We start from the raw sequence: 26,949 nt of genomic DNA, 5'->3' as shown, positions 1-26,949 counted from the left end.
CGACATTTGATGGTACCGATGCAAGTTCAGATTCTTCCCAGCGGACACGCAGACAAAGCGCAAATTGAATTCACACGGCGGACGCTGATATTTCTCCGCAGCCGCGGGGAAATGTAAGACGGCCCTAAGGCAACGCATCCTCCGGCAACACACTCAACCCCGACGCGCTGGTCGACATGGTCCGGCGCTGGCTCCTGAGCACCCCGTTCTCGTCGAACTCGAGCAGCACCGTCGACGAGCGGATGGAGCCGCCGGCGAACAGCGGTCCGATGAACGGGATAAAGCTTTCGGGATTCGGCCGGGAACTCGCGAAGGAATAGACCAGGATGGTCGAGCCGTTGCTGAGGGTCGTCTGCGAGGTAGGCTGGCCCAGTTGCGTGGTGACGTCGTCGAGCGTGGAGAAATCGAGCAGGAAATTCTCCAATTGCTCCTGCCGGACATTGACGCCCGTCGAAACGCAGGCAGCCAGCATCGCGCTGGCTGCAATCAGGGCGTGAACACGTTTCATGTCGTCACCGCCGTACCATGGTGCGTGGCGGGGAGCGTGTGCAGGGCCGTGCTGCCAGCGGAGCCCCGCATTGCGTCCGGCATGCCCTGCTTCAAGCATAGACGCTCCGGGCGGCGTCGGCTTGCGTCCGGTTGACCTGACAATGCAGGTGCCTCCGGCGCCATCTGGTTCCGCTTGCTGTCGTACACTAGGCACTGGCGCCGCACTGACGCTTGCGGTTCCATGTTCGTAGTGCCCGTCTTGACTCTGCTCAAGCCTTTACTCGCCGAGCGCTAGCAAACTGTCATCCATGACTTGTCCTACCTCGCCATCCGGCACGCCCCGCGCCGCCAATGCTGGCCAAGCCAGCGCCTCGTCCAGGTCCCATCGCCCGCTGCCCTTGCCGCGCGGCCGTCTTGCATGGGTCACCGGCATCGTCAGCTGGATCCTGCTGGTTGCCAGCACCCTGTTCTGGTGCCTGCTGCTATTCCCGCTGGCGCTGCTGAAGCTGGTGCTGCCGTTCGCCGCGGTCCGCCGGCGCATCGATCCGGTACTCAACGGTATTGCCACGGCGTGGATTTCCTGGAATACCGGCTGGTTCGCGCGCATCCAGCAGGCGCCGTGGGATATCCAGGGCAATACCGGGCTGCGCTACGCGGACTGGTACCTGGTCAACTGCAACCATCAGTCGTGGGCCGATATCTTTGTGCTGCAGCGCTCGCTGAACCGGCGCATCCCGCTGCTGAAATTCTTCCTGAAGCAGCAGCTGATCTATGTGCCGGTGATCGGGCTGGCGTGGTGGGCGCTGGACTTTCCGTTCATGAAGCGCCATGGCAAGGCGGAACTGCGCCGCAATCCGGCGCTGCGGCGCCAGGACCAGGAAACGGCGCGGCGCGCATGCGAGAAATTCTCGCTGGTGCCAACCAGCGTGATGGTGTTTGCCGAGGGCACGCGCTTCAGCGAGGCCAAGCGCGTCGCGCAGGCGTCGCCGTACCGTCACCTGCTCAAGCCCAAGGCGGGCGGGCTGGCGGTGGCGCTGAATGCAATGGGAACGCGCTTTCGCTCGATGATCGACGTGACCATCGCCTATCCAGACGGCGTGCCAAGCTTCTGGGACCTTGCTTGCGGCCGCGCCGGCATGGTGGTGGTGCGCATGCACCAGTTGCCGGTGCCACCGGCATTCTGCGAGGCCGACTACGCCACCGACAAGGCGTTCCGCACGGAATTCCACCACTGGCTGGCGCATCAGTGGCAGTCCAAGGACGACGAGATCGACGCCCTGACGGCCCGGCGCGCCGACTGACCGCGCGCATCGGCCGGCCGCCGCCCGGCTAGCCCGGCAACCGCTCCACCGCCCGCTTGCCCTGGCTGACCGCCGCCGTCACCGACGGGCTGCCGGCATTGTCGCTGTTGGCAATGCTGATGTTGCCGACCCCGGCCAGGTCCGGCCAGGCCGCGTCGGCAGCCACGTTCTCGCCTGCCACGCTGTCCGGCATATAGCTGTAGCCGTGCGCCCAGCGGTTCACCGTGATGCCGCGGATCACCTTGCTGGCGCTGAAGCCGGCCTGCCCCAGCATCCGGTCCAGCTGCGCGCGGATGTCGCGCTCGAGCGCATCGAACGGGGTTCCCAAGAGGAAGGCGCGGCCAGCGCGGAAGCGGTCGCGCGCGCGCATGCCGCTGTCGGGCACGGTTGGCACATAAAGCATGTGCAGCACTGCCGGGTCGGACGGACGGGGGCCAGCGGGCGGCTCCAGCCACAGGTCGGTGTACGTCATGGCCGGCGCGTGGATGCGCCGCGCGCGCAGCGCGGCGAAGGCCTGCCAGTTGTCGAGCGCCACCTTGGTGTAGACCAGCGGGGCCTTGGCCTCGTCGCGCAGCACCGCCTTCTGTGCGGCCGGCAGCGACGGCAACAGATACGGGATCATCATGTTGTAGCCGGCCAGCACCACGTGGCGCGCTTCGACACGGTGCAGGTTGCCGCCCCAGCCGTAGGTCACGCGCGTGATGTTGCCATCGGGCTCGACCGCAATCGCGGTGCTGTTCAGCCGCAGCCGCACCGGCGCGCCGTCGCGGTCCAGCCGGTTGTAGTCGAAGGCGGCAGTGGCCACCTCTGCCGGCACGGCAATCGACGCCACGCCCGGAATCAGGCTATGCACCAGCAGCCGTGCCAGCGAGGCATTGCCATCCGGGAACCACAGGCGCGAGGCCGGCGACTTGCCCAGCCGGGGGTTCGGCGCCGGCGCGGGCATGTTGGCGCCGGCGGGCAGTCCGATGGCGATGGCATCGGCGACCGAGATGCCGTCGGCATCGAGCGCATAGGCATCGTTGCTGCGGCTGCGCAGGAAGCGCAGCGCCGGCAGGCCGAGGCCGGCCTTGTCGCGCAGGAAGGCGGCGTAGCGCATGGTGCGCAGCGCCGCGGCGCGTGCGGCGTTGTCGAGGCCGGGCAGGTAGTCGGTGGTGCCGGCCGCCAGGCGGGCCAGCGCGGCGCGATCCGCCGCGGGTAGCGGCGCCTGCTCGAGGAAGCGTTGCAAGGCAGCGGCATCGGGCCCCTGCGCGCGCAGGCCATTGCGCGCATCGGCCAGTTCGCCGAACGGATCGCCGCCGAGCCACTGGTCGCGGCCGAAATGCTCGGCATCGAAGAACACGGCGCGGCCCATGCCCAGCGCGGCATATGGGTCGGACGGCGGTGCAGCCGGCGGGCGCGCGGGATCGAGGCCGATGCCGGCCAGCAGCTCGCGCATGGCAGCGTCGCTGGCTGCGCCGGGCGGCATCTCGGCGCTGCCGCCATAGGTGACCAGCCGCTGGCCGCGGACGGTGAATTCGTTGCGCTTGGCATGGCCGCCGAAGTCGTCGTGATTGTCGAGGATCAGGATGCGCCGGGCGGCGCCGAAACGGCGCCGGTAGAACCATGCCGCCGCCAGTCCGCTCACCCCGCCGCCGACCACGACCAGGTCGAAGGCCTCGCGCGCCAGCACCACGGGATATTTGGCGCCCTCGCGCGCCAGGCCGTGGGCCAGCGTATACGTGCCGTCATGGTTGCCGCGCAGCCCGGTCAGGGCCGGCGGATAGCCGGCGCTTGCCGCCCCGCCCTGCTGCGCGTGCAGCCATTGCACCGGTGCCAGCCCGGCGGCAATGGTCAGCGCGGTGCCGTTGAGGAAGTCTCTGCGCGTGATCGTCATCGGATGCTCATCGGAAAGCGGTGCGTGCCGGAGCGCTTCGCCTCAGCGCTGTGCCGCCAGCGCCTTGCGCCGCGCGGCCACGTCGGCTTCGGTCACCGGACCGGCACGGTTGCCCCAGCCGCGCCGGATGAAAGTCAGCACGCTGGCCAGTTCCTGGTCATCCAGCGTCCAGCCATAGCCGGGCATGTGGTAGTCGGTGGCGGCGGTGCCGACACGCGCGGTCACGGCGCCATCGAGCAGCAGGTTGACCAGCGACGCCGGATCGGGATCGGCCACGGTCGGGTTGCCTGCCAGCGGCGGGAACACGCGCGCGAAGCCCTTGCCGTCGGCGCCATGGCACGGCATGCAGTACACCGCGTACTGGCGTGCGCCCGGCACGTCGAAGCGGCCCTGGTGCAGTTGCTGCGCGGTGGCGGGATCGGGGCGGAACGGCTTGTCCTCGCCGCGCGCGCCGGGCAGCGACTTGAGGTAGGCCGCCACGGCATCGAGGTCACCCGGACTCATGTATTGCGTGGCGGTGGAGATCACGACGGACATGGGCCCGAACGAGGTTGCGTGCCCATTGCGCCCGGTGCGCAGGAACTCGGCAATGTCCGCGCGCGACCATGCCCCGAGGCCGGTGACCTGGTCGCCGGTCAGGTTGGTCGCGGACCAGCCTTCCACGCTGGCGCCCGACAGGAAATGCCGGCTGCGCTCGTCCAGTCCTTGCTCGGCGAACAACCGGCCGCGGGGCGTGTGGCAGGCTCCGCAGTGGGCCACGGCCTGCACCAGGTAGGCGCCGCGGTTCCACGGGTCGCCGCGCGCGGGCTCGGTGCGAACCGGGTCGTCGTCGAGAAACAGCAGGTTCCAGACCGACAGCAGCGAGCGCATGCCGTACGGAAAGCGCAGCTGCGGCGCCGGGTTGCGCTGCGCCACGGGCGCGACTTCCGCGCGCAGGTAGGCATACAGCGCGGCCACGTCGTCGGCACGCATGCGGGCGTAGGACGGGTACGGCATGGCCGGATACAGGCGCTTGCCGTCGCGCGCCACGCCCTGGCGCAGTGCGCGGTCGAACTCCGCCAGCGTATAAGCGCCGATGCCGGTGGCGGCGTCGGGGGTGATATTGGTCGAGTGAAGGGTGCCGACGGCGGTGCGGATCGGCAACCCGCCGGCAAATGGCTTGCCGCCCTCGCGGGTATGGCATGCGGCGCAGTTGGCGATGCGCGCCAGATAGCGGCCGCGTTCGACCTGCTGCGCCTCGGCGGCGCCCGCGGCCAGTGCCGGACGGGCCGGCCAGGCAACCAGCAGCGCCAGGGACAGCCACAGCCAGGGTAGCCGGGACAGCCACTGCGCGGGCAGCAAAGCGGCGGCGCAATGCCGCCCGGTCGGGCGAGACATGGGGTCGATCAGATTGTTGTTGTGATGAGAATGTAACGCGACGCCGCGGCTCAGGCTATCGTCATGGCCGGTATGGCGCTTGCCGCTGCCGATGCGCCCGACACGGCCCAGTTGGCGGCCAGCACCAGGCAGGCTACCAGTCCGGCGGCCACGGCCACGCCGGTCAGGATCAGCGGCACGGGACGCAGGTTTTCCAGGTCGCGCTGGTGTTCCTGGCCCTTGCGCAGGCCAAAGAAGCCCCACAGCACGGTCCGCAACAGCCTCAACGGGTTCATTGTCTCTCCTTGCACGAAAGCCTTTGGCGACGACAACCGATTATGGCCGCCAGCCGCCGGCCATAACAGCATCAGATACCCGGAAAATTTACGTATCAGTTGCCGGACCCGGGGCGATAATGGCACCCTACACCCCGCCCCGCCCCCGCCCCCGACTGCGCCCCATGAAACGGTACGAAGCCCTCGCCGAAACCCTGGCCGCCGATATCCGCAACGGCAGCCTGCCGCCCGGCACCCGCCTGCCGTCGATCCGCAAGACCGTGGCGCAATACGGGGTCAGCCCGTCCACCGCGTTCCAGGCCTACTACCGGCTGGAAGAGCGCGGACTGGTGCGCGCGCGCGAGCGTTCCGGCTACTACGTGGCGGGGCCGGCCCGGCGCGACCTGCCGCAGCCGCAGGCGCGGCCGTCGCGGCAGGTGTCGACCCAGGTCGACATCTCCAAGCTGGTGTTCGCGGTGCTTGAAGGCGCGCGCGACCGCAAGCTGGTGCAGTTCGGCTCGGCCTTCCCCTCGCCTGAGCTGTTCCCGTGGGAGCGGCTGGGCAAGTCGCTGGCGCGGGCCGGCCGTGCGCTGGACCCGTGGCATTCGGTCAACGACCTGCCGCCCGGCAACGCGGCGCTGCGGCGGCAGATCGCGCTGCGCTACCTCGGCGCGGGCGCGCCGCAGCCGGCCGAAGACCTGGTCGTCACCAACGGCGCGCTGGAGGCGCTGAACCTGTGCCTGATGGCCGTGACCCAGCCGGGCGACGTGGTCGCGATCGAGTCTCCGGGCTTCTATGCCGCGCTGCAGGCGCTGGAACGGCTGCGACTCAAGGCGCTGGAGATCCCGGTCGATCCGGCGCAGGGCATCGACCTGGGCGCGCTCGACAACGCGCTGTCGCGTCACCCGGTCAAGGCCTGCTGGTTCATGACGCAGTTCCAGAATCCGCTCGGCGCCAGCATGTCGGAAGACAAGAAAAAGGCGCTGGTGGCCCTGCTCGCCCGTCACCAGGTGCCGCTGATCGAAGACGATGTCTATGGCGAGCTCTATTTCGGCAACCGCTGCCCGCTGCCGGCCAAGGCCTTCGATACGCAGGGGCTGGTGATGCATTGCAGTTCGTTCTCGAAGACGCTGTCGCCGGGCTTCCGCATCGGCTGGGTGGCGCCGGGCCGCTTCGGCGAGGCGATCCAGCGGCTCAAGCTGATGACCACGCTGTCGGCCGGCGTGCCCACCCAGGTAGCGCTGGCCGAGTACCTGCAGCACGGCGGCTATGACAAGCACCTGCGCCGCCTGCGCCATGTGCTGGAGATGCAGCAGGGCCAGATGCTCGATGCCATCGGCCGGCATTTCCCGGAGGGCGTGCGTGTATCGCGGCCGGAGGGCGGGTACTTCCTGTGGGTCGAGTTCGCGCCCGGCTTCGATGCGCTGGCGCTGCACCATGCCGCGCTGGAGGCCGGCATCGGGCTGGCGCCGGGGCCGATCTTCTCCGCGCGGCAGGGCTACCGCAACTGCATCCGGCTCAACTACGGGCACTTGTGGAACGACGAGGCCGAGACGGCGGTCGCCACGCTCGGCCGGCTGATCGCGCAACAGGCGACCTGAGCGACCTGAGCGGCCTGAGCGGCCTGAGCGGCCTGAGCGGTCTCAGCGGTCTCAGCGGTCTCAGCGGTCTCAGCGGTCTCAGCGCGCGTCGCGATGGCGGCGCAGCGCCCATTCCAGCGTCTCGAACGCGGCCTGCACGGCGAGCGCCAGCACCGCGGCCGGGATCGCGCCGGCCAGCAGCAGCGTGGTGTCGTTGAGCGCCAGCCCGGTGGCGATGCGCTCGCCAAAGCCGCCGGCGCCGACGAAGGCCGCGATCGTGGCCGTGCCCACGCTGATGATGGCGGCGGTCTTGACGCCGGCCAGCAGCACCGGCAGCGCCAGCGGCAGTTCCACGTAGCGCAGTACCTGGCCGCCGCGCAGCCCGAGCGCGCGGGCAGCGTCGCGCATGCCCGGCGGCACCTGCTCCAGTCCGGTGGCGGTGTTGCGCACGATCGGCAGCAACGCATACAGGAACAGCGCCACCAGCGCCGGCCACACGCCGATGCGGCCCAGCAGCGGGATCAGCATCGCCAGCAAGGCCAGCGACGGCACGGTCTGCAGCACGCTGACGGCGCCCAGCACCACCTGGCCGGTGCGCCGGCGGCGCGCAGCCAGGATGCCCAGCGGCACGCCGGCCAGCGTGGCGGCGCCGACGGCGCCTGCCACCAGGCCGACATGGCGCCGCGCCAGCCGGTTGGTGTCGGGTCCAAGCAGCGCGCCCAGCAGGCCGCGATCGCTGGTGCCTGCCACCGAGGCCGCGGACGCCGCGGACGCCGGTACTGCGGCCGGTTCGGCGCCGGGGTTCGGGCCATGCGCCGCGAACTCCCGCGCGACGAGATCGAACGGCTTGCGGTCGATCTCCGCCGCGGCGTTCATTGCCACCATGTCGGCCGCGCTGATGCGGCCCGACAAGCGCTGCAGCGCCTGCCACGCCTGCGGGAAGCGCTGCGGCACGTCCAGCCGGTACACCACCACGGCGTCATAGCGCGGGAAATAGCGGCGGTCGTCTTCGAGCACGCGCAGCCGGTACTTGAGGATCTTGGCGTCGGTCGAATAGATGTCGATCGCATCCACCTGCCCCGCCGCCAGCGCCTCGTAGGCAACGCCGTGGTCCAGCCCGACCGGCTGCTGCGGCAGGCGATAGCGGCTGGCAAGGCCGGGCCAGCCGTCCGCCCGGCCGAGGAATTCATGCGACAGGCCCAGCCGCAGCCGCGGCTGCGCGGCCAGGTCGCTGAGCCGGCGCAGGTTGGGCGGGCGGGTGTCGGAGACGGCCAGTGCGTAGGTGTTTTCAAAGCCGAGCGGGATCGCCGCACCCAATCCCAGCGGGGCCAGTGCCCGCTGGATGGCGTCCAGGCCGGCGCCGGGCGGCAGCTTCAGGATCTCCGCGGCGAGCGTGCCGGTGTAGTCGGGATAAAGGTCGATGCTGCCGGCCTTGAGCGCCTCGAACACGATCGCGGTATTGCCCAGCCCTTGCTGGTGCTGCGCGGTGCCCGGCGGACCGGCGGCCTGCGTCAGCAGTTCGCCAAGGATATAGGACTCGGTAAAGCGCTTGGAGCCAACGCGCAAGGGGTCGGCGGCCTGCGCGGGCGCCGCTCCCACGAGTGCTGTCGCGAGCACCCAGAGTGTCAAGCGCCACAGCGTGGTCCTTTCATTGACCTGCCGATAGCCACCGAGCCAGGCAAACACGTCCGTCCTTTTTGGGGGGCCGGTGTGCTCCCGGCATCTCTACATCATAGCCGCGGCATAGCCTTATCCCGAAATAGTATTTGGCATCTGCATGATAAGCACGTCAGAATCCGGATTGAACATACATCGCCAACACCAATGGAAATCCGGCAACTGGAAGCCTTCGCCGCCGTCGTGACCACCGGCAGCGTCACCGCCGCGGGCCGCCTGCTCGGCCGCTCGCAGCCGGCCATCACGCGCCTGATCCAGGAGCTGGAGGCCGAACTCGGCTTTGCGCTGTTCACCCGCAGCGGCCCGCGCGTCAGTCCGACGGAACAGGGCTTCCTGCTCTACGACGAGGTCGAGCAGACGCTGGCCGGCATGCAGCAGATCCGCAGCCGGGCCGCGGCGCTGGCACGCGGCGACGGCCGGCCGTTGCGCATCGCCGCCACGCCGGCACTGGCCGCCGGCCTGCTGCCGCCCGCGCTGGCGCTGGCGTTCGAGCGCGGCCAGTGCGCGCCGGAACGCGTGGCCGTGCAGGCCGTATCGCCGGAACAGGTGGTGCATGCCGTGCTGACCGGCGCCGCCGACATCGGGCTGAACAGCCTGCCGCTGGAACACCGCGGCGTAACCGTGCACTGGATCGGCCAGTCGGCTTGCGTGGCGGCGGTGCGCGGCGACGATCCGCTCGCGGCACAGGCAGCGATTTCACTGCAGGATTGCCGCGCGCGCCGCATCGTCACCATGCAGAACCCCTACCGGCTGCGCCGCCGCGTGGACCGGGCGCTGGCCAGTGCGGGCGTGCCGGCCGCCGGCGTGATTGACACCAACACCTCGATCAACGCGCTGACGCTGGTCCGCGCCGGGCTTGGCATTGCGCTGCTGGAGCCCGTGACCGCACGCGGGCTGCCGCTGACCGACATCGCGGTGCGCCCGATCGACGCGGATATCCCGTTCTACTTCGGCGTCATCACGCCGCAGGCGCGACCGGCCAGCACCGCCGTGCTGGCGCTGGTGCAGGCGGCGGCCGATGCCGCCGCCGCGCTGCTGCCGGACCTGCTGCTGCGCGATGCGGCCGAGCACGGCGCGCTGCTGCAATCGCTGTACGGCGACACCGGCGCCGGCACCGACTTGTTTTCACCGGACACCGATCTTCCCAGCCATGACTGACCCCACCACTACCACCCCCGCCGGCCTGCCCGCCCTCGAGGCACGCCTGCGCCAGGACCTGTCCTGGCTGGAACTGCCCGCAAAGCCGTGGACCATGCCGCGCACCCACGACGGCCGTGACGTGCTCGACGTCGCCGTGATCGGCGGCGGCATGGCCGGCCTGGCGGCCAGCGCCACGCTGGCGCACCTTGGCATCCGCGTGCGCGCCTTCGACCGCGCGCCGGCCGGCTTCGAGGGCCCATGGGCCACCACGGCGCGCATGGAAACGCTGCGTTCGCCCAAGCAGCTGACCGGCCCCGCGCTGGGGCTGCCGGCGCTGACCTTCCGCGCCTGGTTCGAGGCGCAGTTCGGTGAAGACGCATGGCAGGCGCTGGACAAGATCCCGCGGCTGCAATGGATGGACTACCTGCGCTGGTACCGGCAGGTGCTGGACCTCGATATCCGCAATGAGCACCGCGTCGAACAGATCGTGCCGCGCGCCGATGGCCTGGTGTCGCTGTCGATGCGGTCCCCCGCAGGCCCGCTGACCGTCCTCGCGCGCCGCGTGGTGCTGGCGACCGGCCGCGACGGCCTCGGCGGCGCCTACGTGCCTCCGCTGGCGGAGGCGCTGCCGCGCCACCTGTGGGCGCACTCGTCCGACGAGATGGACTACGCCACGCTGCGCGGCAAGCGCGTGGGGGTGGTTGGCGCCGGCGCGTCGGCGATGGACAGCGCCGCCACCGCGCTTGAAGCCGGCGCGGCCTCCGTCGAGATGCTGGTGCGGCGCCAGGACATCCCGCGTGTCAACAAGAGCAAGGGTGCCGGCAACCCGGGGCTGACCCACGGCCACTATGGCCTTCCGGATGCCTGGAAATGGCGGCTGCGAAACTACATCAACACCGAGCAGGTGCCGCCGCCGCGCGGCAGCACGCTGCGGGTTTCGCGCCATGCCAATGCGCATTTCAACCTGGGCGCGGCGCTGGAGTCGGTCGAAGTGCGTGGCGACGTGCTGCATGTCGCCACGCCGCGGGGCACCTTCGAGCTGGATTTCCTGATCTTCTCGACCGGCTTCCGCATCGACCTGGAAACCCGGGCGGAATTTGCCGCCTTTGCCCCGCATATCCGCTACTGGCGCGACCGCTACGTGCCGCCGGCAGGCCAGGAAGACCGCGAGCTGTCCGATTCGCCGGACCTGGGCGAATCGTTTGAATTCCAGGAAAAAAAACCGGGCGCGTGCCCTGGCCTGTCGCGCATCCACTGCTTCTGCTATCCGGCGGCGCTGTCGCACGGCACCATTTCCGGCGATATCCCGGCGATCAGCGACGGCGCGCGCCGGCTCGGCCAGGGCATCGCCGCGCTGCTGTACCGGGAAGACGTCGAACTGCACTATGCCGCGTTGCAGGCCTTTGCCGAGCCGGAAGTCTTCGGCGACGAATGGACCCCGGCGCTGCCGCCGGCTCTGCGCACCGCGCAGGCCTGAGCGCAAATACCTTGAACCTTGAACCGATACTTCCGAACCAACAGAGTCCGATGACCCAGACCTCCGCCCCCGCGGTCGACCTGATCGACCAGCTCACCGGCCTGGTGCCCGGCAGCGCCACTTACGCGCTGCGCCATCAGCGCGACAAGGTCGTGGCCGCCACCCAGGGCAGCCATGACGCCCTGTTCGACCCGGCCCTGCCCGGCCTTTCGCTCGAAGAACGCCTGCTGGTCGCGCTGTACGCGGCGCGCCTGACGCCCTCCGCGGCGCTGGCGGCGCACTACCGCGCGCGGCTGGAACAACTCGGCGCCGATGCCGCGCACGTGCGCGCCGCCGCCGAAGGCCAGCCTCAGGAGATCGCCGAGCCGCGCCTGCGCGCGATGCTCGCGTTCACCCGCACGCTGATCGAAAAACCCGTCGAAGGCGACAAGGCCGCGCTGCAGGCGCTGCCCGCAGCGGGCCTGAGCACGCCCGCCGTGGTCACGCTGGCGCAGCTGATTGCCTTCCTGTCGTACCAGGTTCGGCTGGTAGCCGGCCTGGACGCCTTGAAGGCATTGAACGACACTGCAGGAGCCCAGGCATGAGCGAGATCATCAAATCCCACGGCTTTACCAACGAAGTGCTGGACTGGAAGGCTTGGCTCGATATTGTCGAACTGGACCAGGCCACGCCCGAACAGGTTGCCGTGCTGGAAGAAAGCCATCCCAAGGCCAAGGTGCAGGACTACTACCGCTTCCTGGTGCACCAGCCCGAGATCCTGCGCCAGCGCTCCACCGCCTTCAACGCCATCATGTACGCACCCGGCGGCATGCCGCGCGCCGAGCGCGAGCTGGCGACCACGGTGGTGTCGCGCATCAATGGCTGCGTGTACTGCGCGTCGGTGCATGCGCAGCGCTTCGAGCAACTGGCCAAGCGCAATGACGTGATCCGGGAAGTGTTCGAGGACCCGCGCTCGGCGGGGACCACCGCGCGTGAGAAAGCGATCGCGCAGTTCTCAATCGAACTGACGGAGCGGCCGGCGGAGGTAACCGCGGCACTGCTCAAACCGCTGCGCGATGCGGGGGTGACGGATGCGGAGATCCTCGACCTGATCCACTCGGTCGCGATCTTTGCGTGGGCGAACCGGTTGATGCTGAATCTTGGCGAGCCGGTGTTTCCGGATCAGGCTGAGGGGTGAGGGGTGACTGAGGACCGGCCTCGATAGCCAGCAACATGCGCTGTCGCGGGACACGGTCTAGCTGTCACCGCCCCCGTAATGCACCGCCAACCAAACCGTCGGCTGCGTTTCGTCAGTCCATGCCACACGATGCCGGCAATGCGCCGGCAAGTGCAGCCAGTCGCCGGGCCGCATCACATGCTGAACTGCCTCACCTTCAATCTCCAGCGCAGCACTGCCGCTGACCAGCAGCACCCACTCGGCTTCCGCGCTGTCGTACCAGAACCCTGCCGGACTGGCCTGCCCGTTGGAGACGATCCGCTCGATCTTCAGGCCAGGCCGAGCCAGCAGCGGCTCGAACACTTCTTCCGCCAGGTTCACCGGCACAGCGGCCAGCAAGCTTCCATGCTCGAGCGCCATCATCGCCTCCGGAAGGTAACGTCGTGTCAGTCCGCCGGCCCCGGCGCCAGCACGTCGCGCGCGCCGTTGCGGCCCATTGGCGACACCAGCCCGGCGACTTCCATCTGCTCGATCAAACGCGCGGCGCGGTTGTAGCCGATGCGCAGCTGGCGCTGCACTGCCGAGATCGAGGCGCGCCGGCTGGTCAGCACGAAGGACGCGGCTTCGTCATACAGCGGATCGGCTTCGCCATCGCCGCTGCCTTCGCCGAACAGGTCGGCGCCGCCGGCCTCGGCCGGGTCGCCGGCCAGGATGGCTTCATCGTAATCCGGCTCGCCGAATTGCTTCCAGTGCTCTACCACGCGGTGCACTTCCTCGTCGGCGACGAAGGCGCCGTGCACGCGCTGCGGGTAGCCGGTGCCCGGCGGCAGGAACAGCATGTCGCCCTGGCCGAGCAGGCTCTCGGCGCCCATCTGGTCGAGGATGGTGCGCGAGTCGATCTTGGACGAGACCTGGAACGCCACCCGCGTCGGGATATTGGCCTTGATCAGCCCGGTGATCACGTCGACCGACGGTCGCTGCGTCGCCAGGATCAGGTGGATGCCGGCGGCGCGGGCCTTCTGGGCCAAACGCGCGATCAGTTCTTCGATCTTCTTGCCCGCGACCATCATCAGGTCGGCCAGCTCGTCGATCACCACCACGATCATCGGCAGCCGCGACAGCGGCTCGGGCGCGTCCGGCGTCAGCGAGAACGGGTTGGGCACCTTGCGCTCCGCCGCCTCGGCGGCGCGGATCTTCTGGTTGTAGCCGGCCAGGTTGCGCACGCCCAGCGCCGACATCAGCTTGTAGCGCTTTTCCATCTCGCCGACGCACCAGTTGAGCGCGTGCGCGGCCTGCTTCATGTCGGTGACCACCGGCGACAGCAGGTGCGGGATGCCCTCGTAGACCGAGAGCTCGAGCATCTTGGGGTCGATCATGATCAGGCGCACATCTTCCGGCGTGGCCTTGTACAGCATCGACAGGATCATGGCGTTGACCGCGACCGACTTGCCCGAACCCGTGGTGCCCGCCACCAGCAGGTGCGGCGCGCGCGCCAGGTCGGTGACCACCGGATTGCCGGTGATGTCCTTGCCCATCGCCAGCACCAGGCGCGAATGGTGTGCCTGGAACGAGGCCGCCTGGACGATCTCGGACAGCCGGATCATCTGCCGGCGCGCATTGGGCAGCTCCAGGCCCATGCAGGTCTTGCCGGGGATGGTCTCGACCACGCGGATCGAGGTCACGCCGAGCGCGCGGGCAAGATCCTTCATCAGACCCACGACTTGCGCGCCGCGCACGCCCATGGCGGGCTCTACCTCGAAGCGCGTGATGACCGGGCCGGCATCGGCGCCGACCACGGCGACGGGTACCTTGAACTCGGCCAGGCGCTGCGCGATCAGTTCACCGGTGTCGCGAAGGCGCTCTTCCGACACCTGCTCGCCGCTGTCGAGCTGGTTTTCCAGCAGGTCGGCGGGCGGCAGGCGGTAGTCGACCGGCGGGCGGGGCGCGGGCGGTTCGGGAACCGGTGCGGGTGCGGGAGCGGGCTGGCTCGAGCCCAGCGGCACCGTGCGGCCGACCACGGCCGGCAGGACGATGCGGGGCTTGGCCAGGGGCGCGGCGATCGGGGGCGGTGCCGGCTCGGGTGCGACGGTCGCTTCCGCAGGTTCCGCTGCCGCCTCGATCGCGGCAGCCGCTAGCTCTTGTTCCGGCTGGATAGCTTCGGTTGACTCGACTGCTTCAACAGTCTCAACTGCTTCAGCTGCCTCAACGACCTCAGCCGACTCAACGACCTCAGCCGACTCAACGACCTCAGCCGACTCAACGACCTCGGCCGATTCAGCAACCTCAACGGCCTCAGCGACCTCCGCCTCCGCATGAGGTTCGCCTGCCCCCCTATCAGCAACCGCTTCGCCGACCAGACCGTTACCGTCCATCAGCGTTTCCGTGTCCCGCTCGGCGGCAGGGTCGGCCGAGGCCGGTGCAGCCCCACTCTCCTCCTCCATCGCCGAGGTAGCGACGGCCTGTGCCACGGCACCGAGATCGTCAGTGTCGTCAGCCGGCACGGCGCCCACAGGCTGGCTTTCGACCTCAGTTTCGCCTGCCGGGACCAGGCCGTCTGCTTCATCCTTCGGCGCAGCATCGATTTCGTCCGCAGCATCCGTCGCGTCGGCAATGTCGGCCAGCGCCGCCGTGATTGCGGGACTTTCAGGAACTGCGGCGACTTCCGTTACGGACGCAGGCTGCCTGGCCTTGCCCGCCAGCGCCTGCAACTCGGCCAGCAGGTCCAGCGCTTCCTGCCGGATTGCTGCCAGCGTGACGGCGTCGATGTCGCCGGCAATGTCCTTGTCGATAGCCGGCTGCGCAGCCGGCTCTGCCGGCTCTGCCGGCTCTGCCGATTCTGCCGCCCCTGCCGGCGTGACCGGCGCCGCGTCGTCGGGCTCGATCACAACTGTGTCAGCGGCGACAGCCGTGTCGGCCTCGGCCACCGGCGTTTCCGGCACCGCCGGCTTGGCGATGGCAATCGCCGGCTCGACTGCTGCCTGGACAACGCCGGCCGCCGCGGCAGGCACAACCTCTGCGGCAGGCGAGAGCGCAGCCAATGGCACCGTTGCCGCCGCCTTCGCCTGCGCCTCCGGCAAAGTCGTGATCGACGAGCGCACCAATGGCTGCGGCTGTCGGAACGGGCTGCTGACGACGGTTGCGCGCGGGGGTTGCGCAGGACGTGCGGCCGCTGCTGCCTGTGCCGGCGCTGCAGCCACTGCGGCCGCTGCGGCCGCTGCGGGCTTGCGTGGCGCCGGCGCCGGCGCAGGCCGTGCTGCCGGCGCCGCCTGCGCAACGGCCTGGGCCGCGCCTGCCGCAGCGGAGGGTCCCGCGGCGCGCACGGTCTTGCCCGCGGCCGGCGCATCGGCAGCATGCAGCCAGATCTCGCCCGGCTGCGGCGGCGATTCACGGGTACGCCGCGGCGGCTGCCACGCGGGCTGGCGCCGCGCCGAAACCGCTTCGAAACTGCGGTGGCGCTGGGGCGGCGCGCTCCAGTTGCCCTGGGCGCCGGTGGCGGCCTCGCGGCGCTCGGCTTCGCGCGGCGCCTGCGGCGTGAAAGTATTGGCGAACGGGTTGGTGAAGGCCGGCGCCGGCTCGTCTGTCGGGGCATCAGGGTCCGCCGCGCGGCGCGGCTTGCGCGCGAACAGGCTGCGCCAGGTTTCGCCGAACACCATCGGTGCCGCCAGCGCCAGCACGCCCAGCATCAGCAGCAAGGCACCGGTCCAGCCGAACAGGTTGCCGAACATGCCGGCAAGCGCGCGTCCCGCGGAACCGCCCGCGCTGGACTCCGGGTCGGACCCGCCGGTGAGCGCCTCCAGGCTGGCGCTGGCACACAGCACCGCCAGCGTACCGAGCCAGGTACGCAGCGAGCCCGGCCCGGCCAGACGGCGATCGCCGGCAAGCCAGCGCCCGGCCATCCGCCAGACCAGCGGCAGCACCCAGAAAGTCGAGAATCCGAACCAGCCCAAACCCATTATCGACATGCCATGTTCAAAACTACGGGCAGCGATTGTAGCGGGTATGGCAGCGGGTCATTGAACCGGAAAGCGCAAATATTCGTAACGCAGCGCGTTTCACCGGCTATATCGCCAATTTCGCTGCGCCATGGCGACAGCCCCACTGCTGGCCGGCGCGCCGATGCCGCGCTACCATGCCCGGATGCGCTCGCCGCGCCCCCCTCCCATGCCGATCCGTTACGCTACCCTGCGCATCCTCGTTGTCGAAGACCACCCGTTCCAGCGGCTCGCGGCCGAGGGACTGCTGCGGCAATTGGGGGTGCAGACGGTGGTGTCGGCGCAGAGCGGCATGCAGGCCGCCGAGTTGCTTGGCCGCCAGCCGTTCGACGCCGTGCTGTGCGACATCGAGATGCCTGGCGGCAATGGCCCGGAACTGATCGCCGAACTGCATCGCCGCGGCGCGCAGGCGTTTGCCGCGGCACCGCCGGTCTGGGTCTGGGTTACCGCGCTGGCGGATGACATCCTGGAATCGAATCGCAGCCTGGCGCACGCCGCGGGCATTGCGCGCGTGCATGCCTTGCGCAAACCCCTCTCGCGCGATGCCGTAGAGGAAGTCCTGGCCGCCGTGCTGGCGCCCGGCCCGGAACACGACGCACAGATGCCCGCCTGCTTGCCCGACGATGCCGAGCTGACCGCCGCGGCGCGCTCGGGCAACGGCCTGCTGGTGATGCTGCAGCCGCAGCACGACCTTGCCAGCGGCCGGCTGGCCGGCGCCGAAGCGCTGGTGCGCTGGCGCCATCCGCGGCACGGACTACTGCGGCCCGATGCCTTTGTCCCGCGCCTGGAAGCGCTGGACGCCGCCCACCTGGTGTTTGAATTCGTCGTGCGCCAGTGCCTGGCGGCACAGCAGCGACTGCAGGCCGCAGGCATCGACATCACGCTGGGCATCAACGCGTCGGCGCAAACCCTGTGCCGGCCGGGCGTGCTGGAACAGCTCGATACGCTGGTGGCGGCCAGCGGCGTGTCGCCGCGCGCATTGACGGTGGAACTGACCGAAGGCTATCCCGTGCCCGACACGGTGGCGCTGTCGGTCGCGCTGAACCGGCTGCGGCTGATGGGCTACGGCGTGGCGATCGACGATTTCGGCATCGGCATCGCCACGCTCAAGCTGCTGGCGGACCTGCCCTTCACCCAGCTCAAGCTGGACCGCTATTTCGTCGCGCAGATCGACGGCCACGGCCAGCGCGAAGCCATTTGCCGCCACATGATCGCAATGGCGCGCGACCTGGGGCTGGAGTGCGTGGCCGAAGGGGTGGAAACGGAATCGCAGCGCGCAGCACTGCGCGCGCTGCGCTGCCCGCTTGGCCAGGGCTACCTGTGGTCGGCGCCCAAGCCCGTCGATGCCTTTATCGCCGAGGCGATCGAGCGCGCGCCGCGGCCCGGCTAGTGCAGGCTAGTGCGAGCTATTGCCCCGCGCGGAACGGGTACTTCGCAAAGATCTGCCCCACGACCTTGTCGATGCGCTGCTGCGCATCGGCCTTGTCGCCGGTATCGACGCTGCCCACCGCCACGCCTTCCCACACCAGCTTCTTCTGGCGGGCATCGACCAGGTCGATATTGAGCGTGCCTTCGGTGTAGGTATAGACGTCGTTGTAGAAGCCGTAGCCGGGCCACGGCGCATAGAGGCCGCCGCGATAGCCGTAATAGCCCATCATCGGCGCCGGCGCCGGGCTGACCTGGACCTTTTCCTGCAACCGCGTGTTGAAGTTGACCAGCAGGTCCGGGGACTGCTGCGCGTAGCGGTAGCCGCGCGCGGTCATCTCGCGCTGTACCGCGCCCTTCAGGTACTGGGTGGTCAGGCTCTCGTATCCCTGTCGGTCGGTGCCCGGATGCTCGACGAAGCCGAAGCTGCGGTAGGCGCTGAAGTCGGCCGAGCGATTGTAGTCGGTCTTGATGTCGGGCGCGCTGGCGCAGCCCGCCACGGTCAGCGCCACCGCCACCAGCGGAAAGGACAACCGGAAGGATTTCACGATACGTCTCCAGAGGCCACGGTCACGCGTTCACCCGGCACCCCTGCCCATCCGCGCGGCGCCGGAACGCCACGGTGCCGCGCGGCGCCAGACCCGCGGAAGCTAGTTGAGCTTCCCGTTGATGCCGCCCACGCTGAACCTGCCGGCGCCCAGCAACGCCACCGCCAGCGCCGCCCCCAGGAACATGCCCTGCAGCTCCAGCGCCCAGCCGCCGGTCTTGGATAGCGCGCCGAATTCGGCGCTGTGCACCAGGAACAGCGCAAACAGCATGTTGATGGCGACGATGATCGCCGCCAGCCGGCTCCACAACCCGATGATCAGCAGGATCGGCGCCACCAGCTCGCCGATATAGACACCATAGGCAACCCAGGCCGGCAACCCCGCATCCGCGACCACCTTCGACACGAAACCGATGCCGGATGCGCCGGTCACCTTGGCGATGCCGTGCATCAGGATCAGCACGCCAAGCACGATGCGCAACAGCGCCTTGCCCAAATCCTGAGAGCCACCCATGGCCATTCTCCTTGCCGAGTTTTTTGGGAACGGTCCGGCTTCCATGCGCCTTTACCCTCACGCGCAGGTGCCGCCCCTGTACCTTAGTGCGAGCCGGCGTGAAGGTAAAGCCGCAATTGCCAGACTTGCCCGTGGCGCGCCGATGACCCGCGCGGCCGAGATCCGTGCGACGTCCGCCCTCTCGCCGATCACACCACACGCTCCCGGACGGGGCGCGCGCTAGACCACCCTGTGCATGGCCGGCTGCCTCGGTTCGACCATGCCGACCTTGCGCGCGCACTCGGGCAGGATCTCGCCCAGGAAATCGAGAAAGCGCCGGGTCGCCGGCGTGACGCCCTTGCGCGACGGGAACACCGCGTGCAGCGTGCCGACCGGCATCTCATACTGGGGCAGCAGCAGTTCAAGCTGGCCGCTGTCGATGGCATCGCGGCAGTACATGCGCGGCAGCATGGCCACGCCCACGCCGGCGATCGCGGCCTCGCGCAGCAGCGCGAATTCATCGGTGACCAGGCGCGGGTCGTAGGCGATCTGGATGGTCTCGCCGGGCTGGCAGCGCAGCATCCAGACATGCTTGCCGTCATGCGGGTGCTGGCCCACGCCGGGCATGCCGTCGAGCGCCTGCGGCGTGCGCGGCCGGCCGATGCTGTCGAGCAGCGCGGGGCTGGCCACCAGCATCAGCTGGCTCTCGCCGAAGGTGCGCACGGCCAGGCTCGAGTCTTCCATCACCTCGCGCACACGCAGCGCCAGGTCGAAGCCCTCGGCGATCACGTCGACACGCCGGTTGGTCGCCTCCAGCTCGATCCGCACCGCCGGGTTGGCCCGCATGAAATGCCCGATGGCCGGCGCCAGCAGGATCTGCGCTATCGCCACCGGGCAGCTGACGCGCAGCGTGCCGCCAGGCTGCTCGCGCGCCTGCTCGATCACTTCGCGCGCGGCCTGGGCTTCGTTGAGCATGGCCCGGCAGCGTTCGTAGAACGACTCGCCAAGCGGCGTCACGCGCACCTGCCGTGTGGTCCGGCGCAGCAGCTGCACGCCCAGGTCGCGCTCCAGCTGGGCGATGCGCCGGCTCAGGCGCGACTTGGGGACGCCGGTGGCGCGGCTGGCCGCCGAAAAGCTGCCGTGTTCCACCACCTGCGCGAACAGGGACAGGTCGTTGAGGTCTTGCATGACGGTTTGGCTTGGCGTTGCATCGATAGAACAATCATTTGCATTTTGCCTCACTACCGATACCAATGGCCAGCCAGTATCTTTCCTCCATCGCAACCGCCCCTTCGTGGAGAAAGACATGAACATCCTGCAGATCGATTCCAGCGTCCTCGGCGACAACTCCGTTTCCCGCAACCTGACCGCCAGCGTGGTGGCCGACCTGGTCGCGGCCAACCCTGAAGCCAAGGTCACCGTGCGCGACCTGGACCGGGATGGCCCGGCGCACCTGTCGGGCAACCTGCTGCCGGTTCTGGGCGGTCCCAAGGATGGCCTGAACGCCGTGCAGCAAGCCGAGCTGGAGCGCACCGAGCAGTTCCTGGCCGAATTCCTCGCCGCCGACGTGCTGGTGCTGGGCGTGCCGCAGTACAACTTCGGCATCCCGAGCCAGCTCAAGGCCTGGATCGACCGCATCGCACAGGCTGGCCGCACCTTCAAGTACACCGAAAACGGCCCGGTCGGCCTGGCCGGCGGCAAGCGCGTGATCGTGGTGTCGTCGCGCGGCGGCGTGCGCCAGGATGCAAATTCGCTGGACCTGCACGAAGTCACCGTCGACGTGGTGCTGCGCTTCCTCGGCATCACCGACATTACCTACGTGCGCGCCCACGGCCTGGCCATGGGTCCGGAGTTCCGCGAAGCCGGCCTGGCCAACGCCCGCACCGAAGTCGCGGCGCTGAACGACGCCACCCGGCTGGCCGCCTGAACGGCTTGCTGGAATGGCTGACTGAAGCCAGCGGGCAGCCGCGCGCCGTGTAGGACGGCGCCTGCTCGCCCCGGCAACGGATCGGGTCTATGATGGATCGGGGCGCTACGGCGCCCCGCGTGCCATTGGCGGCACGCTGGCGCAGCCAGCAAGGACGCGCCCGCCGGCCGCCTGCAGTCATCGATCGATCCATTCCGGGAGCCCGCATGACTTCAGCCCTGTTGCCCGCCGCCGCCCTCCATCCTCCGCACGAACCCGCCCTGCTTTCGCAGTATCGCCACGTCCGCGCCAGCACCGAGACGCTGGTGGCCGACCTGTCCGATGCCGATGCCACCGTGCAGTCGATGGACGACGCCAGTCCGGCGAAATGGCACCTGGCGCACACCACCTGGTTCTTCGAGGAATTCGTGCTGGCCGCGCGCATCCCCGACTATGAGCCGGTGGACCCGGACTACCGCTACCTGTTCAACTCCTATTACGAGGCAGTCGGCCCGCGCTATCCGCGCCCGCAGCGCGGCCTGCTGACGCGCCCGTCGCTGGACGAGGTGCTGGCCTACCGCGAGGCCGTGGACGAGTCGATGATGGCGCTGCTCGGCAGCGCCCAGACCGACGCCGAGGCCGCGCTGATCATGCTCGGCCTGCAGCATGAGCAGCAGCACCAGGAACTGCTGCTGACCGACATCCTGCACCTGTTCGCGCAGAATCCGCTGCGGCCGGCCTTTGCGCCGGAACTGCCCGAGCCGGTGATTGCCGACCCGCGCCCGGCGCCCGACTGGATCGGCTTCGACGGCGGCGTGGTCGAGATCGGCCATGGCGGCGAGAGCTTTGCCTTTGACTGCGAGGCGCCGCGCCACAAGGTCTACCTGCAGCCGTTCACGCTGTGCTCGCACCCGGTCAGCAACCGCCAGTGGTTCGAGTTCATCGACGACGGCGGCTACCAGACCGCCGGCCTGTGGCTGTCCGACGGCTGGCGCTGGGTCGGCGAGCAAGGCATCCAGGCGCCGCTGTACTGGGAAGCGCGCGAAGGCACATGGTGGCAGATGACGCTGCGCGGCATGCATCCGGTCGATCCGGACAGCCCGGTCACCCATATCAGCTTCTACGAGGCCGACGCATTCGCGCGCTGGGCCGAGCGCCGGCTGCCGACCGAGGCGGAATGGGAGCACGCCGCGCGCAGCCTGCCGGCCACGGGGAATTTCGTCGAAGGCCGCGCGCTGCGGCCGCTGCCGGACCGGCAGAACACCTCGGGCGTGCTGCGCCAGATGTTCGGCGATGTGTGGGAATGGACCGGCAGCGCCTTCCTGCCCTACCCCGGCTTCCGCCCGAACGCCGGCGCGGTCGGCGAGTACAACGGCAAATTCATGAGCAGCCAGATGGTGTTGCGCGGCGGGTCGTGCGTCACGCCCGAATCGCATATCCGGGCAACCTACCGCAACTTCTTCTACCCGCACCAGCGCTGGCAGTTCACGGGCGTGCGGCTGGCGGACGACGTCTAGAGGCTGTGCCCGCTGTCAGCGCGCTGTCAGCGCGGCGCCAGCCAGCGCCAGGCCAGCCACGCCAGCACGCCCCACAGCAGCACGATCACCACGGCGGCCGCGCGAATGCGCGGCCGTTGCGCATGGGTGGCCTGCCAGGCCTCGGCGCGGCCGCGGCATTCCTCGGTGACCGCGGGCGGAATCATCCGCAAGGCGAGCCAGATGCCCACCGGCACCAGCACGACATCGTCGAGGTAGCCCAGCACCGGGATGAAATCGGGAATCAGGTCGATCGGGCTGAAGGCATAGCCGACCACCAGCACCGCCAGCAGCCGCGCGCCCAGCGGCGTGCCGGAGTGGCGGCTGCAGAACCACAGTGTCAGCAGGCTGGCCTTGAGCCGCCGTGCCCACTGGCGCAGCCGGCCCGGTGCGGTCGGGGCGGGGGTTGCATCCATGCCGGGGCGCGCCTTACCAGCCCTTGGTCTGCGGCGCAGCCGGCGCGGTGGCGGGACGCTGGCCGCCCGGCGTCCCGGTGGGCGCCTTCAGCGGCGGCGCCGGCACGATCGGCGTCTGCGGATACATCTTCTGCCAGCGCGACTTCAGCCCGTTGGCGATCTCGGCCTGGTTGTAGCGCTCGGCAAAGTCGATCACGGTCATGCCCTGCTGGTTCTTCAGGCGCATGTCGGCGCCTTCGTCCAGCAGCAGCTTGACGGTCTCGATATGGCCCGCGCGCGCGGCCATCATCAGTGGCGTGGTGCCGTTGGGCGACTCGGCGTCGATATACGCGGCATGGTCGACCAGGTACTTGACCACGTTGTTGTGGCCATTGGTGGCGGCGTAGTGCAGCGGGGTCCAGCCGGTCTTGTTGATCTCGGCCTCCATCTCGTCGACCATCAGCTTGACCATGTCGAGCTGGCCCTGCAGCGCCGCCATCATCAGCGGGGTCTCCCCGGCGGGGTTGGCCTTGTCGAAATCGATGTCCTTGGCGCGGATCAGCACCGTTGCCACCTTGAGCGACTTCTCGCGCAGCGCCAGCACCAGCGCCGGGTTGCCGCGGCTGTCGACGATATTGGGATCGACGCCCTTGGCCAGCAGCTTCCTGACGGTATTGGCATCGTCGAACTCGACCGCCTTGCGCATGTCGTCGGCCGGCGTGGCCTGCGCCAGCGTGGCCGCCGCCAGCACCACGGCGCCGGCGGCACGGCGGACAGACTTCAGGTCAAACATGAGCATTCCTGTCGATGTGCTTGAATAGGTTAAAGAAATTTTCCGTGGTCTGCTCAGCCACCTGCGCCACCGGCACCCCCCTCAGCTGCGCAATGAACTCGCCTACGTGGCGCACCCAGGCCGGCTCGTTGGTCTTGCCGCGGTATGGCACGGGTGCCAGGTAGGGTGAATCGGTCTCGATCAGCATGCGGTCGAGCGGCACCTTGCGCGCGGTCTCCTGCAGGTCGGCGGCGCTTTTGAAGGTGACGATGCCGGAAAACGAGATATGGAAGCCCTGGTCCAGCGCCTGCCGGGCGACGTCCCAGGTCTCGGTAAAGCAGTGCATCACGCCCCCCGCTTCGCCCGCGTTCTCTTCGCGCATCAGCCGCAGCGTGTCGTCGGCGGACGAACGGGTATGGATGATCAGCGGCTTGCCGGTCTGGCGCGCGGCACGGATATGGTTGCGGAAGCGTTCGCGCTGCCACTCCATGTCGGCGATGCTGCGCCCGTTGAGGCGGTAGTAGTCCAGCCCGGTCTCGCCGGTGCCGATCACGCGCGGATGCGCCGACAGCTCGACCAGGCGCTCGACGGACGGGTCCTCCCCCTCTTCATAATCGGGATGCACGCCGACCGAGGCATACAGGTTGGGATGCTGCTCGGCCAGCGCCAGCACGCGCGGGAAGTCCTCCAGCGTCACCGAGATGCACAGCGCATGCGTGACCTGGTTGGCGCGCATGTTTTCCAGCAGTTCGGGCAGGCGCGCGGCCAGCTCGGGGAAATCGATATGGCAATGGGAATCGACAAACATGGGAATTCTCTTGTCTTCGGCCGCTCAGGCCGGCTGCCCGCCATCCACGCGGAGGCCGAGGATGATCAGGTCGCGCTCGACGCCGTCGAGCACGGCCACGCGCGGCAGGTCGCCCCAGCGGGTAAAGCCCATCGCGGCGAACAGGCCCAGGCTGGGGGCATTGTGCCCAAAGATGAAGCCGAGCAGCGTATTCACGCCGACCGCGGGCGCATGGTCGATGGCCTGCTGCAGCAAGTACCGGCCCAGCCCCTGGCCCCGGCGCTCGGCGTCCAGGTAGATCGAGACCTCGGCGGTGCCGCCATAGGCCGGGCGGCCATAGAAATCCGAGAAGCTCATCCAGCCGGCCATGCGGCCGTCGGCATCCTCGCACACCCATAGCGGGCGGCGTCCGGGCTGGTGGGCGTCGAACCAGGCCTGGCGCGAGTCCACGGTGACCGGCTCGGTGTCGGCGGTGACCATGCGCGACGGCACGGTGCTGTTATAGATCGCCACGATGCCCGGCAGGTCGCGGGGCTCGGCAATGCGCAGGGAAAAACGGGAAGAATTCATTAACTATCAATGGATTGCGAAGCAATCTTCGCAATCTTCATATGGTTTGCGTGGGGCGCCCGGATTCCAGCATCTTGCCCAGGATCTCCTCCACTGCGCGGCGCAGGTTGCGCCCGTTGTCGTCGTCGGGGAAGTGTACGCCGACGCCGGGGGTCTTCATCGGCGTGCCCGCCGGGGTGATCCAGGCCACCTGGCCCGCGATCTGGTACTTCTGCGGCCGGTCCAGCAGGGACAGCACCAGAAACACCTGCTCGCCCAGCCGGAACGGGCGGTTCGACGGCACGAAAATGCCGCCGCGCGCCAGGAATGGCATATAGGCCGCGTACAGCCCGGCCTGATCCTTGATCGACAACGACAGCACGTTGGGACGCGATGCCGCACCGCTGCCGGTCGGCGCGCCCAGCGGGGCGCCCGGCGGTGCCCCGGTGACTGCAGTGTTCATGGTTGACCCCCTGAATGACGATGCTGCTTGTTACTGCTTGTTGTTATGGTGTTGCCCCGAAACGGCACTGCGTAGCGGCACTGCGTAGGGGCGCTGCCTTATCGGAACAGCTGCCGGTACTCCAGGAATACTGCCTCCATCACCAGCCTTGCCGCTAGCGGATGGTTCTCGCTGCGGCGATGCGCGGTCAGCCGCGTCGCGTAGGCCTGCAGCCGGTGCGCGTCGGTGGCCCCGGCGCAGCGCGCCAGCGCGGCGCGCTCCTTGGGGAAGTAGCGCGGCGCGGTGCCGCCGGCGCCATCCAGCCGCAGCTTCAGCAGATCGTACGTCCAGCGCTGCAGGATGCCAAGCACGGCGGGCACCGGCAGCTTCTGCAGTTGTTCGGCGGCTGCAGAGGCGTCGAACGCGGCGCCCGCGCCCAGCTGGCTGACCAGCAGGCGTTGCAGCGGCTGCTCCTCGGCCTCGGCCGCGTGCAGCGCGGTCAGCGGCGAACCGCCGGCCTGCGCCAGCTGGGCCTCGGCATCGGCAACCCCCTGGCCCTGCAGCCACGCGAGCGCGGCCTCCGGCGTCGGGCGTTGGGCCGAGAACTGGCGGCAGCGCGACAGGATGGTCGGCAGGATACGGTCGAGCCGGTCGGTCACCAGCAGGAATACGGTCGACGGGGGCGGTTCCTCCAGCGTCTTCAGCAGCGCGTTGGCGCCCTCGGTCTGCAACGCATCGAGCGGATACACGACCACCACGCGCAGGCCTGCACGGTGCGTGCCGACGCCCACCGCCTCGATCAGCGCGCGCACCTGCTCCATGCGGATGATCTTGCTCGGCGCCTTTTTCTTGCCGCCTTCGTCGGTATCAGGCTCGGCCGAGGCATCCAGCGCCTCGGGGCGCACCACGGTGAAATCAGGGTGATTGCCCTGGCTGAACCAGTGGCACGCGGAACACTGGCCGCAGGGCTGGCCGTCGGGCCGCGGCGCTTCGCAAAGCAGGCCTTGCGCGAAATGCAGCGCCAGGTCGCGCTTGCCGATGCCTTGCTGGCCATGGATCAGCAAGGCATGCGGGAGCCGTTCGCGCAGGATGCCGAGCCGTTGCCAGTCTTCCTTCTGCCAGGGATAGAGCATGTGAATCAGGGAGTATAGTGCCGTCAGATCAAAGGGTTGCGATAATCTGATCGAGTTCTTCTCGAATTGCGTCGATGCTGCGCGTGGCGTCGATCACGCGGAAGCGCCCCGGTGCCGCCGCGGCCCGGCGCAGGTATTCGTCGCGGGTGCGCTGGAAGAACGCACGCGATTCCGCCTCGAACTTGTCCGGCGCCCGGGCTCCGGCCAGCCGCTCGCTGGCGGTTTCCAGCGGCACGTCGAATAGCAGCGTCAGGTCCGGCTGCAGGCCGTCCTGCACCCAGTCTTCCAGCACTTCGAGCCGCTGCGTCGGCAGGCCCCTGCCCCCGCCCTGGTAGGCAAAGGTGGCATCCGTGAAGCGGTCGGAGATCACCCATTCGCCACGTGCCAGCGCGGGGTCGATGACCTCGGCGATATGCTCGCGGCGCGCCGCGAACATCAGCAGCGCCTCGGTCTCGAGGTGCATTTTCCGGTGCAGCAGCAGCTGGCGCAGGTCTTCGCCCAGCGGCGTGCCGCCCGGCTCGCGGGTGGTGACCACGGCGGGAATGCCGGCGCGCGCCCGCAGCCGGGCCGCCACCCAGTCGATATGGGTGCTCTTGCCGGCGCCGTCGATGCCTTCGAAAGTGATGAATTTTCCGCGCATGGAATG

General features: G+C 69.1%; 26 protein-coding genes. 9 read left to right on the top strand and 17 right to left on the bottom strand.

Annotated elements, in window-relative coordinates:
* Positions 1 to 124: 124 nt before the first annotated feature.
* Entirely contained in the window at positions 125 to 508 is a 384-nt protein-coding gene (locus E0W60_RS17715; protein ID WP_133098347.1) for a hypothetical protein, read from the bottom strand.
* 379 nt (positions 509 to 887) lie between these two features.
* On the opposite strand from E0W60_RS17715, the gene E0W60_RS17710 reads away from it, so the two are divergent.
* Complete coding sequence (locus E0W60_RS17710; protein ID WP_135706253.1) at positions 888 to 1,790, top strand: acyltransferase; 903 nt, start codon at positions 888 to 890, stop codon at positions 1,788 to 1,790.
* Between the two features lie 28 nt (positions 1,791 to 1,818).
* Here the strand turns inward: E0W60_RS17710 and E0W60_RS17705 are convergent, their stop codons facing one another.
* The 3 genes from E0W60_RS17705 to E0W60_RS17695 are packed head-to-tail and all read right to left on the bottom strand — an operon-like array spanning position 1,819 to position 5,318.
* Positions 1,819 to 3,666, bottom strand: a complete 1,848-nt coding sequence (locus tag E0W60_RS17705) for an NAD(P)-binding protein (protein ID WP_135705083.1) — start codon at positions 3,664 to 3,666, stop codon at positions 1,819 to 1,821.
* Positions 3,667 to 3,708: 42 nt separating this feature from the next.
* Positions 3,709 to 5,043 (bottom strand): cytochrome c, encoded by a 1,335-nt coding sequence (locus E0W60_RS17700; protein WP_135705082.1) that lies wholly within the window; start codon positions 5,041 to 5,043, stop codon positions 3,709 to 3,711.
* A gap of 50 nt (positions 5,044 to 5,093) precedes the next feature.
* Positions 5,094 to 5,318, bottom strand: coding sequence for a DUF2970 domain-containing protein (locus E0W60_RS17695; protein ID WP_133098345.1), 225 nt, complete (start codon positions 5,316 to 5,318; stop codon positions 5,094 to 5,096).
* A 164-nt stretch (positions 5,319 to 5,482) separates the two neighbouring features.
* On the opposite strand from E0W60_RS17695, the gene E0W60_RS17690 reads away from it, so the two are divergent.
* Positions 5,483 to 6,898 carry a PLP-dependent aminotransferase family protein gene (locus E0W60_RS17690; protein ID WP_135705081.1) on the top strand — a complete coding sequence of 472 codons (1,416 nt, stop codon included), beginning with the start codon at positions 5,483 to 5,485 and terminating at the stop codon, positions 6,896 to 6,898.
* A 78-nt stretch (positions 6,899 to 6,976) separates the two neighbouring features.
* Here the strand turns inward: E0W60_RS17690 and E0W60_RS17680 are convergent, their stop codons facing one another.
* Positions 6,977 to 8,494: a glycine betaine ABC transporter substrate-binding protein gene (locus tag E0W60_RS17680; protein WP_135706252.1), complete on the bottom strand. Its 1,518-nt coding sequence runs from the start codon at positions 8,492 to 8,494 to the stop codon at positions 6,977 to 6,979.
* A gap of 207 nt (positions 8,495 to 8,701) precedes the next feature.
* On the opposite strand from E0W60_RS17680, the gene E0W60_RS17675 reads away from it, so the two are divergent.
* Genes E0W60_RS17675 through E0W60_RS17660 form a run of 4 tightly spaced genes read left to right on the top strand, consistent with a single transcriptional unit; the run spans position 8,702 to position 12,348 of the window.
* Entirely contained in the window at positions 8,702 to 9,712 is a 1,011-nt protein-coding gene (locus E0W60_RS17675; protein ID WP_133098343.1) for a LysR family transcriptional regulator, read from the top strand.
* Positions 9,705 to 11,171 (top strand): FAD-dependent oxidoreductase, encoded by a 1,467-nt coding sequence (locus tag E0W60_RS17670; protein WP_135705079.1) that lies wholly within the window; start codon positions 9,705 to 9,707, stop codon positions 11,169 to 11,171. Before E0W60_RS17675 ends, E0W60_RS17670 begins: the two co-directional genes overlap by 8 nt.
* A 50-nt stretch (positions 11,172 to 11,221) precedes the next feature.
* Positions 11,222 to 11,755: a CMD domain protein gene (locus tag E0W60_RS17665; protein ID WP_240745950.1), complete on the top strand. Its 534-nt coding sequence runs from the start codon at positions 11,222 to 11,224 to the stop codon at positions 11,753 to 11,755.
* Entirely contained in the window at positions 11,752 to 12,348 is a 597-nt protein-coding gene (locus tag E0W60_RS17660) for a peroxidase-related enzyme (protein ID WP_133098340.1), read from the top strand. Before E0W60_RS17665 ends, E0W60_RS17660 begins: the two co-directional genes overlap by 4 nt.
* Positions 12,349 to 12,405: 57 nt before the next feature.
* Here the strand turns inward: E0W60_RS17660 and E0W60_RS17655 are convergent, their stop codons facing one another.
* Complete coding sequence (locus tag E0W60_RS17655) at positions 12,406 to 12,747, bottom strand: cupin domain-containing protein (protein ID WP_133098349.1); 342 nt, start codon at positions 12,745 to 12,747, stop codon at positions 12,406 to 12,408.
* 26 nt (positions 12,748 to 12,773) lie between these two features.
* Entirely contained in the window at positions 12,774 to 16,280 is a 3,507-nt protein-coding gene (locus E0W60_RS17650) for an FtsK/SpoIIIE family DNA translocase (RefSeq protein ID WP_135706251.1), read from the bottom strand.
* 208 nt (positions 16,281 to 16,488) lie between these two features.
* Between E0W60_RS17650 and E0W60_RS17645 the strand changes: the two genes are divergently transcribed.
* Positions 16,489 to 17,709 carry an EAL domain-containing response regulator gene (locus tag E0W60_RS17645; RefSeq protein WP_135706250.1) on the top strand — a complete coding sequence of 407 codons (1,221 nt, stop codon included), beginning with the start codon at positions 16,489 to 16,491 and terminating at the stop codon, positions 17,707 to 17,709.
* A gap of 16 nt (positions 17,710 to 17,725) precedes the next feature.
* On the opposite strand, the gene E0W60_RS17640 is transcribed toward E0W60_RS17645, so the two are convergent.
* From E0W60_RS17640 to E0W60_RS17630, 3 genes are all read right to left on the bottom strand, one after another.
* Complete coding sequence (locus E0W60_RS17640; RefSeq protein WP_135705077.1) at positions 17,726 to 18,292, bottom strand: DUF4136 domain-containing protein; 567 nt, start codon at positions 18,290 to 18,292, stop codon at positions 17,726 to 17,728.
* 102 nt (positions 18,293 to 18,394) lie between these two features.
* Positions 18,395 to 18,805: a DoxX family protein gene (locus tag E0W60_RS17635; RefSeq protein WP_133096916.1), complete on the bottom strand. Its 411-nt coding sequence runs from the start codon at positions 18,803 to 18,805 to the stop codon at positions 18,395 to 18,397.
* A 219-nt stretch (positions 18,806 to 19,024) separates the two neighbouring features.
* On the bottom strand, positions 19,025 to 19,972 hold the full coding sequence (locus E0W60_RS17630; RefSeq protein WP_133096915.1) for a LysR family transcriptional regulator: 948 nt from the start codon (positions 19,970 to 19,972) through the stop codon (positions 19,025 to 19,027).
* Positions 19,973 to 20,090: 118 nt separating this feature from the next.
* On the opposite strand from E0W60_RS17630, the gene E0W60_RS17625 reads away from it, so the two are divergent.
* The gene (locus tag E0W60_RS17625; RefSeq protein ID WP_133096914.1) at positions 20,091 to 20,711 is read left to right on the top strand and encodes an FMN-dependent NADH-azoreductase; all 621 of its coding nucleotides are present in this window, start codon (positions 20,091 to 20,093) and stop codon (positions 20,709 to 20,711) included.
* Between the two features lie 206 nt (positions 20,712 to 20,917).
* A complete protein-coding gene (gene egtB, locus E0W60_RS17620) occupies positions 20,918 to 22,207 on the top strand; it encodes an ergothioneine biosynthesis protein EgtB (RefSeq protein WP_133096913.1) in 1,290 nt (429 codons plus the stop codon).
* Positions 22,208 to 22,233: 26 nt separating this feature from the next.
* Here egtB and E0W60_RS17615 read toward each other — a convergent pair whose 3' ends face one another.
* The 7 genes from E0W60_RS17615 to tmk all read right to left on the bottom strand — a co-directional run bounded on the left by E0W60_RS17615 (position 22,234) and on the right by tmk (position 26,943).
* On the bottom strand, positions 22,234 to 22,641 hold the full coding sequence (locus E0W60_RS17615; protein ID WP_135705076.1) for a YkvA family protein: 408 nt from the start codon (positions 22,639 to 22,641) through the stop codon (positions 22,234 to 22,236).
* A gap of 13 nt (positions 22,642 to 22,654) precedes the next feature.
* On the bottom strand, positions 22,655 to 23,413 hold the full coding sequence (locus E0W60_RS17610) for an ankyrin repeat domain-containing protein (RefSeq protein WP_135705075.1): 759 nt from the start codon (positions 23,411 to 23,413) through the stop codon (positions 22,655 to 22,657).
* Positions 23,406 to 24,200, bottom strand: a complete 795-nt coding sequence (locus E0W60_RS17605) for a TatD family hydrolase (protein WP_135705074.1) — start codon at positions 24,198 to 24,200, stop codon at positions 23,406 to 23,408. Before E0W60_RS17605 ends, E0W60_RS17610 begins: the two co-directional genes overlap by 8 nt.
* A 24-nt stretch (positions 24,201 to 24,224) precedes the next feature.
* A complete protein-coding gene (locus E0W60_RS17600; RefSeq protein ID WP_135705073.1) occupies positions 24,225 to 24,749 on the bottom strand; it encodes a GNAT family N-acetyltransferase in 525 nt (174 codons plus the stop codon).
* Positions 24,750 to 24,786: 37 nt separating this feature from the next.
* Entirely contained in the window at positions 24,787 to 25,191 is a 405-nt protein-coding gene (locus tag E0W60_RS17595; protein WP_135705072.1) for a PilZ domain-containing protein, read from the bottom strand.
* Positions 25,192 to 25,289: 98 nt separating this feature from the next.
* The gene (locus tag E0W60_RS17590; protein ID WP_135705071.1) at positions 25,290 to 26,303 is read right to left on the bottom strand and encodes a DNA polymerase III subunit delta'; all 1,014 of its coding nucleotides are present in this window, start codon (positions 26,301 to 26,303) and stop codon (positions 25,290 to 25,292) included.
* 28 nt (positions 26,304 to 26,331) lie between these two features.
* The gene (tmk, locus tag E0W60_RS17585; RefSeq protein WP_133096906.1) at positions 26,332 to 26,943 is read right to left on the bottom strand and encodes a dTMP kinase; all 612 of its coding nucleotides are present in this window, start codon (positions 26,941 to 26,943) and stop codon (positions 26,332 to 26,334) included.
* Between the last annotated feature and the right edge of the window lie 6 nt (positions 26,944 to 26,949).

The sequence above is a fragment of the Cupriavidus oxalaticus genome, assembly GCF_004768545.1.
Classification (GTDB): domain Bacteria; phylum Pseudomonadota; class Gammaproteobacteria; order Burkholderiales; family Burkholderiaceae; genus Cupriavidus; species Cupriavidus oxalaticus_A.
The sequence above is the reverse complement of the archived record's forward strand: the minus strand, read 5'-3'. Positions and strand labels throughout refer to the sequence as shown.